Below are 14555 nucleotides of genomic sequence, written 5' to 3'. Positions count from 1 at the left end.
ACAATTTATTGTTGTTTGTAAAGTTCTCAAAGTATTCATTTATGAATACAACTAAAAACACATTCAAGTGTTCTTGGAATTTGAGTCCGGCAAAATCGAGTCTGCATCATGTATAAAAATTGCAGACAACTTTGGTGATTTGAACATCAACTCGAAACTCCTTCGGGTTGTATGGTTAAGTGACTAAGCGTACACGGTGGATGCCTTGGCAGTCAGAGGCGATGAAGGACGTATTAACTTGCGATAAGCCCAGATTAGGCAGTAAAAGCCACTTGAGTCTGGGATTTCCGAATGGGGAAACCCACTTACATAAGTAAGTATCGTTATGAATACATAGCATAACGAGGCGAAACCGGGGAACTGAAACATCTAAGTACCCCGAGGAAAAGAAATCAACCGAGATTCCGAAAGTAGCGGCGAGCGAAATTGGACTAGCCCTTAAGCTTTATACACGTTAGACGAACGGTCTGGAAAGTCCGACGATACAGGGTGATAGTCCCGTAGTTGACGATGTGTGTTCAGTGAAATCGAGTAGGGCGGGACACGTGTTATCCTGTCTGAATATGGGGGACCATCCTCCAAGGCTAAATACTACTGACTGACCGATAGTGAACCAGTACCGTGAGGGAAAGGCGAAAAGAACCCCTGTGAGGGGAGTGAAATAGAACCTGAAACCGTGTACGTACAAGCAGTAGGAGCAGGCTTTGTCCTGTGACTGCGTACCTTTTGTATAATGGGTCAGCGACTTATATTCAGTGGCAAGGTTAACCATCTAGGGGAGCCGTAGGGAAACCGAGTCTTAACTGGGCGTTCAGTCTCTGGATATGGACCCGAAACCAGGTGATCTAGCCATGGGCAGGTTGAAGGTTGAGTAACATCAACTGGAGGACCGAACCGACTAATGTTGAAAAATTAGCGGATGACTTGTGGCTAGGGGTGAAAGGCCAATCAAACCTGGAGATAGCTGGTTCTCCCCGAAAGCTATTTAGGTAGCGCCTCGGACGAATACTACTGGGGGTAGAGCACTGTTAAGGCTAGGGGTCATCCCGACTTACCAACCCTTTGCAAACTCCGAATACCAGTAAGTACTATCCGGGAGACACACGGCGGGTGCTAACGTCCGTCGTGGAGAGGGAAACAACCCAGACCGCCAGCTAAGGTCCCAAATTATAGCTAAGTGGGAAACGATGTGGGAAGGCTTAGACAGCTAGGATGTTGGCTTAGAAGCAGCCATCATTTAAAGAAAGCGTAATAGCTCACTAGTCGAGTCGGCCTGCGCGGAAGATGTAACGGGGCTAAGCTATAAACCGAAGCTGCGGCAATAACTTTTAGTTATTGGGTAGGGGAGCGTTCTGTAAGCCGTTGAAGGTGTGTTGTAAAGCATGCTGGAGGTATCAGAAGTGCGAATGCTGACATGAGTAACGATAAAGGGGGTGAAAAACCTCCTCGCCGGAAGACCAAGGGTTCCTGTCCAACGTTAATCGGGGCAGGGTAAGTCGACCCCTAAGGCGAGGCCGAAAGGCGTAGTCGATGGGAAACGGGTTAATATTCCCGTACTTCTTACAATTGCGATGGGGGGACGGAGAAGGCTAGGTGGGCCTGGCGACGGTTGTCCAGGTTCAAGTGCGTAGGCTTAAGAGTTAGGTAAATCCGGCTCTTTTTAAGGCTGAGACACGATGTCGAGCTACTACGGTAGTGAAGTCATTGATGCCATGCTTCCAGGAAAAGCCTCTAAGCTTCAGATTGTAAGGAATCGTACCCCAAACCGACACAGGTGGTCGGGTAGAGAATACCAAGGCGCTTGAGAGAACTCGGGTGAAGGAACTAGGCAAAATGGTACCGTAACTTCGGGAGAAGGTACGCTCTTGACGGTGAAGTCCCTTGCGGATGGAGCTATTGAGAGTCGCAGATACCAGGTGGCTGCAACTGTTTATTAAAAACACAGCACTGTGCAAAATCGTAAGATGACGTATACGGTGTGACGCCTGCCCGGTGCCGGAAGGTTAATTGATGGGGTTAGACTTAGGTCGAAGCTCTTGATCGAAGCCCCGGTAAACGGCGGCCGTAACTATAACGGTCCTAAGGTAGCGAAATTCCTTGTCGGGTAAGTTCCGACCTGCACGAATGGCGTAATGATGGCCACGCTGTCTCCACCCGAGACTCAGTGAAATTGAAATCGCTGTGAAGATGCAGTGTACCCGCGGCTAGACGGAAAGACCCCGTGAACCTTTACTACAGCTTGGCACTGAACATTGACCCTACATGTGTAGGATAGGTGGGAGGCTTTGAAGCACGTACGCCAGTATGTGTGGAGCCGTCCTTGAAATACCACCCTTTGTAGTGTTGATGTTCTAACGTCGACCCCTAATCGGGGTTACGGACAGTGCCCGGTGGGTAGTTTGACTGGGGCGGTCTCCTCCCAAAGAGTAACGGAGGAGCACGAAGGTGGGCTAAACACGGTTGGACATCGTGTGGTTAGTGCAATGGCATAAGCCCGCTTAACTGCGAGAATGACAATTCGAGCAGGTACGAAAGTAGGTCATAGTGATCCGGTGGTTCTGTATGGAAGGGCCATCGCTCAACGGATAAAAGGTACTCCGGGGATAACAGGCTGATACCGCCCAAGAGTTCATATCGACGGCGGTGTTTGGCACCTCGATGTCGGCTCATCACATCCCGGGGCTGAAGTCGGTCCCAAGGGTATGGCTGTTCGCCATTTAAAGTGGTACGCGAGCTGGGTTTAGAACGTCGTGAGACAGTTCGGTCCCTATCTGCCGTGGGCGTTGGAGAATTGAAAGGGGCTGCTCCTAGTACGAGAGGACCGGAGTGGACGAACCTCTGGTGTTCGGGTTGTGTCGCCAGACGCATTGCCCGGTAGCTAAGTTCGGAATCGATAACCGCTGAAAGCATCTAAGCGGGAAGCGAGCCTTGAGATGAGTTCTCCCTGATACTTTAAGTATCCTAAAGGGTTGTCGGAGACTACGACGTTGATAGGTCAGGTGTGTAAGTGCTGTGAGGCATTGAGCTAACTGATACTAATTGCCCGTGAGGCTTAACCATACAACACCCAAGGGGTTTTGATGGACTCAAAGAAAGAACATTGAATGTGTAAGAACGAAAACAGCTTTCCGAATTATTCGATTTGCAAGCAAATCTCACCCTAAAGGGCCGCACTAAAGTGCGTTTGAATTTGCGAGCAAATTGATAAAGAATTTTGCTTGGCGACCATAGCGATTTGGACCCACCTGATTCCATGCCGAACTCAGAAGTGAAACGAATTAGCGCCGATGGTAGTGTGGGGCTTCCCCATGTGAGAGTAGGACATCGCCAGGCTTTACATTATGGACACTTGCTTGATAGCGAGTAAGCCACTGCGGAGTGGTAGTTCAGTTGGTTAGAATACCGGCCTGTCACGCCGGGGGTCGCGGGTTCGAGTCCCGTCCACTCCGCCACTTATTGAGAAGCCCTGCTAGAAATAGCAGGGCTTTTTTCATTTCTGCTGGAAATGAAATTGGAACGCTCGATATCGAAGATATCACGCTTCGAGATTTGAGAACATTCGGCTAGCGCCTCATTTACGGATGCGGGAACCGGGAGTGCATGCTCGACTTCGATCATTTAGCGAGTACTTCTCGACTCTCAATTCTACGCTCTCGCTCTTCTCCCGCATCTGTAGCGCAGCGTTCCACAGTCAAATCTTCTGTTGCACATACTCTCGAATGTAAGTGACAACTTCCGCTTCAAACCACGGGTTTCTTTTAAGCCATAGTGTATTGCGTGGTGATGGATGAGGCAGCGGTAGATATTGTGGAGCCCATCGACGCCAGTTTTCTACGGTTTCAGTCAATGTTTTAGGCTTGTCGTTGAGATAGTAGTTCTGTGCATATTGACCGATCAGCAGCGTCATTTCGATATTGGGAAGCTGGTCGAGCACAGCTTGGTGCCATTTAGGGGCACACTCTTTTCTTGGTGGTAGATCGCCACTGTTTCCTTTACCTGGATAGCATAGCCCCATTGGCATAATCGCTATCTTGCGAGGGTCATAGAAGGTTGGTTTATCGATTTGTAGCCATGCTCTTAATCTATCCCCACTAGGATCATTCCAAGGTATTGAGCTTTCGTGCACCCGTGTTCCTGGAGCTTGACCAATGATCAGCACGCGCGCATCTTGATGTGCCTGAATTACCGGATTTGCACCTAGCGGTAATTCGGGTTCACATAATCGGCACTGTCTAATGTCACTTAATAGTTGTTCTAACATTAATACCCTTTACTAAAATCAATGCAGCCATGTAGGGAATAACCTTGTTCCCATTCTATGTAATGGTCAGCAAAGATCTTCACCACTTGCTCTGGAAAACTCACAGCGGCGATATGAGGGGTGATAGTCACATTCGGGTGTGCCCAGTATGGATGTTCGCTCGGTAACGGCTCTTGCTCGAATACGTCAAGGAACGCCTGAGCGACCTTTCCACTGTCTAAAGCGGCAAGTAGTGCTGTTTGCTCTATGCTACTACCACGTCCCACATTAAAAAATAAAATGGAACTGGCCTGTGAGAAGTTGGTTTGATTAAAGATGCCTTGGGTACTTGGTGTCTCTGGTAATGTGCTGACGACGATGTCTGCTTTGCCGATTGCGCTGGCAAGTTCATCGATGTGATAGATATAGTCAAATGGAGAGTTTGTCTTAGGTATGCCTCTAGTGTTGACACCGATAGTAATCAAACCAAACGCTTTTGCCATCTGCGCAAGATAACTGCCTATCTCGCCAGTTCCTACAATCACCATGGTTTTACTACTGAGTGTTTGGTAAGAGTGGGCTAACCACTGCTGCTGGCGTTGTTGCTCACGATAAAGGTTAAAATGACGATAATGGTCGATGGTTAGCCCTAGTACATACTCAGCGATCTGCTGTCCAAAGATACCTTTTACATTTGTCAGCAGATAATCTTGGCGTAGGCTATCTTTGATCAGAGCGTCGATACCGGCATAGATTGATTGCACCCAAACTAACTTTTCAAACTGATTTAACTTTGGGGCAAGCAGTGGCGGTGCCGCTAAAACGATATGCGCTTCACGAGCCTCTTTTGTGATCACTAAATTTGGTAGATTGTACGATTCAACCAGCTTTTGGTATGTCTCGTTTTGCTCAGTCAAAATAAAGAGTTTTTTCGTGAAATTGTTCATAGGCTTTGCTTTTTTCCCTGCTGGTTATCAAGTAAACTGCCGCTGTATTTTTCTGCAACCAATTGAGCCATTATGCTAAGAAACCCACTTCAGCTTCGTCTTGAGAAGTTAGAACCTTGGAAACAGATAACCTTCATGGCTTGTCTGTGTGAGCGTATGTACCCAAACTACGCAATGTTTTGTGAAAACACTCAGTTTGCTTCTGCTCGCACTTACCGTGACATCCTAGATAGTATCTGGGAACAGCTTACAGTAAAAACGGCAAAGGTTAACTTTGAGCGTCAACTGGAGAAGTTAGAAGAGATTATCCCAAGCTCAGAAGATTTTGACTTCTACGGAGTTTACCCTGCAATTGATGCATGTGTTGCGTTATCTACCATGATCCATGGGCTATTGGATCGTGATGATCTTTTTGCAAGCATGCAGAAAGTCAGTCAGCAATCTGTAATGACGGTAGCGCAACTTGAAGAAGCGCAGACGGGTATTGAGATTACGGATGAAAACCAGAAAGATAACGAAGCTGTTTGTGCTGAGTGGGACTTGCAGTGGGCTATTTTCCGCCCTCTCAAAGATGCAGAAGAGCGTGATATCGATTTAATTAAGGACTTACGTGCAGAACTGAAAGATGAAGGCGTGAGTAATATTGGTATTAGCGTTTAATCGGTACTAAAAAGGGAGCATTTGCTCCCTTTTGTCTTTTGGTAAAAACTCGCTTACGACTTGTCTTTGTCTACAGATTCAGACTCTTCTTTTGCTTCGTCTTCATCGTCATCGCGGCTTTCAATTACACCGTGTTGTTTTTTCCATTTTTCCCAACGTTCAAAAGCAAGCTCTTGCATGTCGGTGGCACGGTCAGCTTCATCGACAATTTCTTCACCAATAAGATGTTCGAAAATATCTTCTAGAGTCAATAGACCTTGCACAGTACCGTATTCGTCCACGACTAGCGCAAGCTGAAGGCGTTTAGACAACATTTGGTCGAATGCCTTAGGCAATGGCATGTTGTTTAAGAGAACATGGACAGGACGCATTACAGCACCAAGCTGCTTATCTCCACTACCTGATTGCTTTAGCTTGAACAGCTCCAGACGGTGCACGAAGCCAACAATGTTGTCATTGGTTTGGCTGTAAACCAGCGGACGTGAAAAAGGAGTATCGCGGTGCTCAGTTAAGAACTCTTTGATCGTCATTTCAGCGTCGACGCGGAATACGACCGGACGCGGTGTCATAACTTGTGTTACTGGCACATCTTGGATGCCAAGTAGATTACTTAGAATCTTTGATTCGCCTTCTGCGAACTCGCCGCTCTCTTTGGCGAGAATTGCCATCGCTGAAAGCTCATCACGCATCTTTGGTGCCTCATGACCACGAGCTAGGCGCTTGGTGATCTGTTCAGAGAACCAGACGAAAGGAGTGAGTAGCCATACCATCCAACGCAGCGTCGTGGCGGCAAATGGCGCGAGTTGACGCCAGTATGTCGCACCAATCGTTTTTGGCACGATCTCCGATAGAACTAGAATGGCAAGGGTGAGTACCCCAGAAAATACACCGAGCCATTCACTACCAAAAACAACTGCCGCTTGTGCGCCCGCGGTCGCCGCACCGATGGTATGAGCAATGGTGTTCAAGGTGAGGATAGAAGCGAGTGGGCGGTCGATGTCTTGCTTTAGCGCAGACAGTTTGTCTGCCGCTGGGTGTCCTTGCTGACGCATTTGAGCGATAAAGCTAGGAGAAATACTCAGTAAGACAGCTTCGAGAACTGAACAGATAAAAGATACGCCAATCGCAATGGTGACGTATAGGGTTAACAGCAACATATTGTTCCTATAAAAGTTATGAGCACGACCTAATTTTTCAGCGAAATGCTATCACTATTGAAAATGAGAGCAAGCTCAGTATACCGGAGCTCGATAGGTGTGTGTATTTTATCATCGCTCAAACCCCGTAATATCAGGCTTCACTTGGTTTCAGCGGGTTATAAATAAGGTTAAATTGGTTGAAAAACAAGTATTGATTATGGTTCAGCTAGTAACAATTTGTGAGTTAATACTCATATTATGGTTAAAAGTCACGCATTAAAGCCAAAGAATGCTTACAAACCTTTGCCAGATGGGGCATTTATGTTTTAGAGTGAGTTGAATTCGATAACATATGAGAAGGGAAACCTAATGAACAAGACCCAATTAATCGACTTTATCGCTGAGAAAGCAGACCTATCAAAAGCACAAGCTAAAGCTGCTCTTGAAGCAACTCTTGAAGGTGTATCTGGTGCACTTAAAGAGGGTGACCAAGTTCAACTAATTGGTTTTGGTACATTCAAAGTAAACCACCGTGCAGCACGTACTGGTCGCAACCCTAAGACTGGTGCTGAGATCCAAATCGCAGCTGCAAATGTTCCTGCTTTCGTTGCTGGTAAAGCACTTAAAGACGCAGTGAAATAATTAAATTAACGCCAAGATCAGTATTGGTCTTGGCGTTTGCAAAGCCTTATGAAAAAACGTTTTCTTCCTTCACTAATCGCCTCTCTTATTCTCGTCGGCTGCTCTGCTGATATCTCTCAATCCACGCTTGAAACAACGGTTAAGCACTCTGGCGGACAAAGCATGGGTGACGCCACCAGTTTATACTGGCTTACTGAGAGAATTGCAGTTCCTCAAAGCGCCGCCGATTACGTTGTCGCTGGAGACTATGGTTGGTATCAAAGTAACTATCGTTGGGAAGATGGTACTGTTCGAGAGTTGATTCGTGAAGGTGAACAGTTAAAAGGTAATCAAGGCTTAGTACCGTACAAGATTCATATACGGTTTAACCAACAAGGTGAGGCTGTTTATCAGCAATATCGTCTAGGGACGAAAGTCCTTCCTCTGAAAAGTGAGATGCTAGCACAACTTAAGAGTGAAGCGGTCAATGTGGCTGAAAAAACGAAACAGCAAGAGAAAGAAGGCTTGGAGCTTATTCAGGGTTATTGGAATGGCAAAGAGTTTGAAACCTGTTCGGGGCAAGAGTATCAGAGTTTAGTTTTTAACCAGAGCTTACCCAGCTTTGTTGTTGATCGCTTAGCGGGAATTGATAGTTTCTTAGCCTTTGTCGGAAGCGAGAAAGGAGATGGCTTGGTTATTGAAGACCTATTGATGCTGAAAGATGACAGCCAATCCTGTATACAGAGACCAAGCTTGCTTGAAGAGTAGTAAGTTCATAAAAAAAAGGCGCTCATAGAGCGCCTTTTTGCTAGCCAAGCTGTTGTTAGTTATTTTATGCGTTATTTTCGCGTTCTATCGCTCTGTAACCAATGTCATTGCGGTAGAACATACCTTTCCAGCTAATTTGTTTTGCAAGCTCGTAGGCACGTTTCTGAGCCTCAGAGACACTATTGCCAAGTGCCGTCGCACAAAGCACTCGTCCACCATTTGTCACGATTTCGCCAGTGTGGTTATCAGTACCCGCATGGAACACTTTTTCACCTTCAACCTCAGTTTGTGGTAAACCAGAGATTACATCGCCCTTGTCGTAAGCCGCTGGGTAGCCACCAGCCGCGAGCACGATACCAATGGAGGCACGTGGATCCCATTTCGACTCCACTTGGTCTAAACGTTTCTCTAGTGCGGCAAAGCAAAGTTCTACCATGTCTGATTGCATGCGCATCATAATAGGTTGAGTCTCTGGGTCGCCAAAGCGGCAGTTGTACTCAATGACTTTTGGTGTCCCGTCTTTGTCAATCATCAGCCCTGCGTAGAGGAAGCCAGTATATGGGTTCCCTTCTGCTGCCATACCGCGTACCGTTGGATAAATAACTTCTTGCATAATACGGTCGTGGATTTCAGAAGTGACCACTGGTGCTGGTGAGTAAGCGCCCATGCCTCCAGTATTTGGACCAGTATCCTTATCGCCAACTCGTTTATGATCTTGGCTGGTTGCCATGGGCAGAACATTCTCGCCATCGACCATGACAATAAAGCTGGCTTCTTCGCCATCAAGGAACTCTTCCACGACAACACGACTTCCCGCTTCACCAAAAGCGTTACCTGCGAGCATATCCTTGATCGCATCTTCCGCTTCTTGCAGCGTCATCGCGACGATAACGCCTTTACCTGCCGCTAGACCATCAGCTTTGACGACAATAGGTGCGCCTTGCTCACGGACATAAGCGATTGCCGGTTCAATTTCAGTGAAATTTGCGTAAGCCGCCGTTGGAATTTTATGACGTGCTAAGAAATCCTTTGTAAAGGCTTTAGAACCTTCAAGTTGAGCGGCACTCTGAGTTGGGCCAAAGATCGCCAGTCCTTCTGCTTGGAATGCATCAACCACACCAATGACCAATGGAGCTTCAGGTCCAACGATGGTGAGTTCAATCGCATTGTCTTTGGCGAAGTTAACCAATGCATCGATATCTTCCACACCAATATTGACGTTCTCAAGCTTTGGCTCGAGTGCGGTACCTGCATTACCTGGGGCAATAAAGACAGTTTTTACATTTGGGTTTTGTGCAACCTTCCAACCTAACGCGTGTTCACGACCGCCTGAACCAATAATTAAAACTCGCATATTGAAATTTCCCTCATTTCAGAATTTTGTTTTCTCGACGTAAAGGGTGCCGTTCACCATTGATGGCACCATATCCGAAGAGAGAATTAGTGGCGGAAGTGACGCATTCCGGTAAAGATCATCGCCATGCCATGCTCATCTGCAGCAGCGATAACTTCGTCATCTCGCATTGAGCCGCCAGGTTGGATAACACACTTGATACCAGCTTCCGCTGCCGCGTCAATACCATCACGGAATGGGAAGAAGGCATCAGAAGCCATAACGCTTCCTGCAACCTCTAAGCCTTCATCTGCAGCTTTAATACCGGCGATTTTTGCTGAATAAACACGGCTCATTTGGCCCGCTCCAACACCGATAGTCATATCGCCTTTGGCGTAAACAATCGCGTTTGATTTAACGAATTTCGCGACTTTCCAGCAGAACAGTGCATCTTTTAGCTCTTCTTCTGTTGGCTGGCGTTTAGAAACGACTTTCAGGTCATCTAGCGTTACCATGCCTTGATCGCGATCTTGTACTAATAAGCCACCATTCACGCGCTTAACATCGAAACCTGTGGTTTTCGTTGTCCACTCACCGCACTCAAGTAAACGTACGTTTTTCTTTGCTGCTACAATCTCAATCGCCTCAGCCGAAACTGACGGGGCGATGATGACTTCCACGAATTGGCGCTCAACGATAGCGGCTGCTGTTGCAGCATCAAGTTGCTGGTTGAATGCGATGATGCCGCCAAAAGCAGAAGTTGGATCGGTCTGGTAAGCGCGGTTGTAAGCTTCAAGAATATCTTTGCCCAGTGCTACGCCACATGGATTCGCGTGCTTTACAATTACACATGCTGGCTCGTGGAACTCTTTAACGCACTCAAGCGCAGCATCGGTATCCGCGATATTGTTGTATGACAGCGCCTTACCTTGAATTTGACGAGCAGTAGCAACCGAAGCTTCTTGTGGATTATCTTCAACATAAAAAGCGGCATCTTGGTGGCTGTTCTCGCCATAGCGCATATCTTGCTTTTTGATGAACTGTTGGTTGAAAGTGCGTGGGAACTTGCTCTCTTCGTCACCTTCTTTGTTCTCACCGTATGATGGAACCATAGTGCCGAAGTAGTTTGCAATCATGCCGTCATACGCTGCGGTATGTTCAAATGCGGCAATTGCTAAATCGAAGCGGGTTTCTAGGGTTAGCGACTTTTCATTCGCGTCCATTTCATTAATGACGCGAGTGTAGTCTTTAGCGTTGACCACGATCGTTACATCTTTGTGGTTTTTTGCGGCAGAACGTACCATCGTTGGACCACCGATATCGATGTTCTCAACAGCATCAGCAAGGGTACAGCCTTCTTTGGCGACAGTTTCAGCAAATGGGTAAAGGTTGACGACAACCATATCGATAGGGTTGATGCCGTGTTTTTCCATTACGTCATCATCTTGACCGCGACGACCTAGTACGCCACCGTGAACTTTTGGATGTAAGGTCTTTACGCGACCGTCCATCATTTCTGGGAAACCAGTGTAATCCGATACTTCAGTTACTGCGATACCTTGCTCTGCTAGCAAACGAGCAGTACCACCAGTCGATAGAATGTCGACACCACGCTCGGTTAGAGCTTGAGCAAACTCAACAATACCTGTTTTGTCTGATACGCTGATAAGCGCGCGGCGAATAGGACGAGCGTTATTCATGCTTCCATTTTCCTCAAATTCACGAATTAAAAGATGCTTGCCAAAAATGAACTTGTTTCTAGCCCTTGGGGTAGAATATTGGCCAGTTTTGGTAAAGACCTTTTGCTATTTCAAGGAGCGTTTGGCACGCTCTGAATTTGATGGCGCACATTCTAACTAATTTATTACAAAAAAGCTCGCGCAATCGTTTGGCATCGCAAAAATAATTGTAATCTTCGTCATCTTTACCTTGATAAGTAAAGAAACGGTTAAAAGGAAAAACTATGTTTCAGATCGGTGAACTAGCGAAGCGTTGTGGTGTGACGGCCGATACGCTGAGATTTTATGAGAAAAATGGTTTGATTAAACCAGCAGGACGCAGTGAGTCTGGTTATCGTCTGTATGGTGAAAAGAACCAAAAACAAGTGGCGTTTATTCTAAAAGCGAAAGAGTTGGGCTTGAGCTTAGAAGAGATCAAAGAGCTATTGGAGATCAAGTTAGAAGCGACGGAACACAGTTGTGCTGAAGTCAAAGCGATCACCACGGCTAAGCTGCGAGTGATTGATGACAAAATTGAAGAGCTCACGCGAATTCGCACCGCACTGAAGAAAATAAATGATGCTTGCTGCGGCGATGTGGAAGACAACGCAAGTCATTGTTCCATTTTGGGGGCTCTTGCGAGTGACGACTCCAATGACAGTTGCTGTCACCATCACTAAGATTGCATTGCTGGTGGCTACGAGACTTTTAAGATTCGAGTTTTTGCTGAAGCGGAAATTTTCAGATCCGGTAGTCCATCATGATAAAGCGTGACTTGGTCTCGTCCCGTTCGTTTGGAGTAATACATCGCTTTATCGGCATTGATGAGCAGCGACTTGGCTGAACTGACTTCGCTATCATACTCTGCAACACCGATACTGACAGTTGGATAAATTTCATGTCCATCAACCGAGCAGGCTGTTGAGTTGACTGACAAGCGTATACGCTCAGCCACATCAAAAGCTTGGATTGCGTTGGTATTGCTTAAGATAACGCCAAACTCTTCACCTCCAAGACGACCAATGTAATCGCTACTGCGTATTTGGGCTTGGCACACTTGTGCTACATGCTTAATCACTTCGTCACCCGATAAATGACCAATCATATCGTTGATTTGCTTAAAGTGGTCGATATCTATCATTAGACAAACTGAGCTGTTGCTTTGCTCTAAAGTTCGCTCAAGTTCGAGTAGAAAAGCTCGTCGGTTTAGTACTCCGGTTAGCTCATCGGTCTCAGACAGCTTCTTGAGTTGTTTTTCCAGCAGATGAGTTTGAGTCACGTTGCGTACTGACCACATAACTTGCTCGGGGTGTTCGAGCGTTGGCGCTAAGTAGGTAATGATGGCTTCGAACCAACTTTCATCAGGAAGCCCACTATTTTGCAGTTCTTCCATGGTAAGCAATAAGTGTTCTTGTTTGGCGAGGCTGTATCGAACCACAAGGGTTTGCTTTGTCGTGATCACTTGATCAATGTGCGCTTGGAGTTCAGCAGCTTTAGAGGCAGAAATGACCTCTTCGAGTTGCAGACCCACATAGCTTTTCGCATTAAAGCATTCAGAGTAGTAGTTGCCACCATAGCTATCTACGTAGTATCCGTTTTTATCTAATATAAAGACATGATCAGGCAAAGAGTTGAGAATGAGCTCAAGCCATTCTTCTCGGCGTTCTATCATGTGCTTCCTTATCGAGTTTTAAAAACGGAAACAAGGATTTTAACCTATTTTTGTGCTCTGACCCTTTATGTTAATCACATAACAACTAATTAATATTAAAAGAATTTAATCGACAAACGACATTTTTTACTATCAAAAGGCAAACAGTGATTAACCGTTTGCCTTGAGATCGAGTTAGCTGAGGTCCATCACGATGCGACCTGTAATCTCACCTTTTTCCATATCGGCGAAGATCTCATTGATGTCTTCTAACTGCTTAACTTGAGTAATTGCTTTTACTTTGCCCTCGGCAGCAAACTGGAGACACTCTTGCAAGTCTTTTCGAGTACCGACGATCGAACCTATAACCTTAACCCCATTGAGTACAGTATCGAAAATAGGGATTGGCATATCTTCTGGAGGCAGACCGACAAGCACACAAGCGCCGCCTCGACGAACGGAAGCGTAGGCTTCTTTAAAGGCGGGTTGTGAAACCGCGGTACAAACCACCCCGTGTACGCCACCGTTAGTAATTTGGCGAATTCGTTCAGAAGGGCTCTCTTGCATAAAATCAATGCAGTGTTGCGCCCCTAATTCTTTGGCTAATGCCATTTTCTCTTCCCCAGTATCTACGGCGATAACATTCATCCCCATTGCGACTGCATACTGAATGGCTAAATGCCCAAGACCACCGGCTCCTATAGCGGCGACCCATTGACCCGGTTTTACACCAGTGACTTTAAGAGCTTTGTAGGTGGTGACTCCGGCACAGAAGAGAGGCGCAGCATCGACATAGCTGAGCCCGTCTGGAATTTTGATTGCGTATTCACCATTGGCAAGACAATACTCAGCGTAGCCTCCATCGACGGAATAGCCCGCATTGTGTTGGTCTAGGCAAAGGGTCTCTTGCCCATCTAAACAGTAATCACAGTGTCCACATGCGCTGTATAGCCATGGAATACCCACACGGTCGCCGACCTTTAGGTGGTGAATCTCACTACCGACTTCGACAATTTCCCCCACACCTTCGTGGCCAGGGACTAATGGCATTTTGGGTTTAACAGGCCAATCTCCGTGACAGGCATGCAAATCGGTATGGCATACCCCACAAGCGTGGATTTTAACGAGCACATCACGCGGTTTCACGTTGGGTAGTGGGATGTCTTTGATGACCAGAGGTCCTTTGAATTCACTAACTACTGCAGCTTTCATCATTGTTATTCTCCGTTTGTTTTAATTAACCGACAATCGATCCTGATTGCTCGAGTTGACAAACCTTTGTGCGATTTACAAGAAGCTTTGAGTACAAATGAGAATTATTCAATTCGAATTAAGCAGGCATATTTATGACCGAGCGTTTAATCACGTAACGGTGAGAAATATGTGCTTCAAATGAAATAAAAGACGTGCCACAAGTGACCAAGGTAAAGGTCTCAGGATGATAAGAATGGGGAAGAAGGCAAAGAAAAAGGCCATGC

The 14555-nt window shown here is 46.4% G+C and carries 11 protein-coding genes, 1 tRNA gene and 2 rRNA genes; 7 read left to right on the top strand and 7 right to left on the bottom strand.

The window, feature by feature from the left end; all coding sequences use genetic code 11:
* Nucleotides 1–173: 173 nt before the first annotated feature.
* From GZK95_RS13940 to GZK95_RS13930, 3 genes are all read left to right on the top strand, one after another.
* Nucleotides 174–3060: ribosomal RNA gene (locus GZK95_RS13940) — 23S ribosomal RNA — on the top strand.
* 157 nt (nt 3061–3217) lie between these two features.
* Nucleotides 3218–3333 (top strand): 5S ribosomal RNA (gene rrf, locus GZK95_RS13935).
* Nucleotides 3334–3375: 42 nt separating this feature from the next.
* Nucleotides 3376–3452 (top strand) — tRNA-Asp (locus GZK95_RS13930).
* A 239-nt stretch (nt 3453–3691) separates the two neighbouring features.
* Here the strand turns inward: GZK95_RS13930 and GZK95_RS13925 are convergent.
* Both GZK95_RS13925 and GZK95_RS13920 read right to left on the bottom strand, forming a co-directional pair.
* Nucleotides 3692–4261, bottom strand: coding sequence for a uracil-DNA glycosylase family protein (locus GZK95_RS13925; RefSeq protein ID WP_075713312.1), 570 nt, complete (start codon nt 4259–4261; stop codon nt 3692–3694).
* Complete coding sequence (locus GZK95_RS13920; protein ID WP_075713314.1) at nt 4261–5187, bottom strand: D-2-hydroxyacid dehydrogenase; 927 nt, start codon at nt 5185–5187, stop codon at nt 4261–4263. Before GZK95_RS13920 ends, GZK95_RS13925 begins: the two co-directional genes overlap by 1 nt.
* A gap of 72 nt (nt 5188–5259) precedes the next feature.
* Between GZK95_RS13920 and GZK95_RS13915 the strand changes: the two genes are divergently transcribed.
* Nucleotides 5260–5847, top strand: coding sequence for a YjaG family protein (locus GZK95_RS13915; RefSeq protein WP_075708778.1), 588 nt, complete (start codon nt 5260–5262; stop codon nt 5845–5847).
* 53 nt (nt 5848–5900) lie between these two features.
* Here the strand turns inward: GZK95_RS13915 and GZK95_RS13910 are convergent, their stop codons facing one another.
* On the bottom strand, nt 5901–7004 hold the full coding sequence (locus GZK95_RS13910; RefSeq protein ID WP_075713316.1) for a CNNM domain-containing protein: 1104 nt from the start codon (nt 7002–7004) through the stop codon (nt 5901–5903).
* A 351-nt stretch (nt 7005–7355) separates the two neighbouring features.
* On the opposite strand from GZK95_RS13910, the gene hupA reads away from it, so the two are divergent.
* Both hupA and GZK95_RS13900 read left to right on the top strand, forming a co-directional pair.
* Complete coding sequence (gene hupA, locus GZK95_RS13905) at nt 7356–7628, top strand: nucleoid-associated protein HU-alpha (protein WP_075649482.1); 273 nt, start codon at nt 7356–7358, stop codon at nt 7626–7628.
* Nucleotides 7629–7676: 48 nt separating this feature from the next.
* Nucleotides 7677–8375, top strand: a complete 699-nt coding sequence (locus GZK95_RS13900; RefSeq protein ID WP_075708780.1) for a DUF1481 domain-containing protein — start codon at nt 7677–7679, stop codon at nt 8373–8375.
* A 64-nt stretch (nt 8376–8439) separates the two neighbouring features.
* On the opposite strand, the gene purD is transcribed toward GZK95_RS13900, so the two are convergent.
* Nucleotides 8440–9729: a phosphoribosylamine--glycine ligase gene (gene purD, locus GZK95_RS13895; protein ID WP_075713318.1), complete on the bottom strand. Its 1290-nt coding sequence runs from the start codon at nt 9727–9729 to the stop codon at nt 8440–8442.
* 86 nt (nt 9730–9815) lie between these two features.
* Nucleotides 9816–11408: a bifunctional phosphoribosylaminoimidazolecarboxamide formyltransferase/IMP cyclohydrolase gene (gene purH, locus GZK95_RS13890; RefSeq protein WP_075713320.1), complete on the bottom strand. Its 1593-nt coding sequence runs from the start codon at nt 11406–11408 to the stop codon at nt 9816–9818.
* Between the two features lie 263 nt (nt 11409–11671).
* On the opposite strand from purH, the gene zntR reads away from it, so the two are divergent.
* Nucleotides 11672–12106, top strand: a complete 435-nt coding sequence (gene zntR / locus GZK95_RS13885) for a Zn(2+)-responsive transcriptional regulator (protein WP_075708783.1) — start codon at nt 11672–11674, stop codon at nt 12104–12106.
* Nucleotides 12107–12123: 17 nt separating this feature from the next.
* On the opposite strand, the gene GZK95_RS13880 is transcribed toward zntR, so the two are convergent.
* Nucleotides 12124–13098 carry a GGDEF domain-containing protein gene (locus tag GZK95_RS13880; protein ID WP_075713322.1) on the bottom strand — a complete coding sequence of 325 codons (975 nt, stop codon included), beginning with the start codon at nt 13096–13098 and terminating at the stop codon, nt 12124–12126.
* 174 nt (nt 13099–13272) lie between these two features.
* Entirely contained in the window at nt 13273–14289 is a 1017-nt protein-coding gene (gene adhP, locus GZK95_RS13875) for an alcohol dehydrogenase AdhP (protein ID WP_075708820.1), read from the bottom strand.
* Nucleotides 14290–14555 lie beyond the last annotated feature (266 nt).

The organism is Vibrio panuliri, from assembly GCF_009938205.1.
In the GTDB taxonomy this organism is placed as follows: Bacteria; Pseudomonadota; Gammaproteobacteria; order Enterobacterales; family Vibrionaceae; genus Vibrio; species Vibrio panuliri.
The sequence above is the reverse complement of the archived record's forward strand: the minus strand, read 5'-3'. Positions and strand labels throughout refer to the sequence as shown.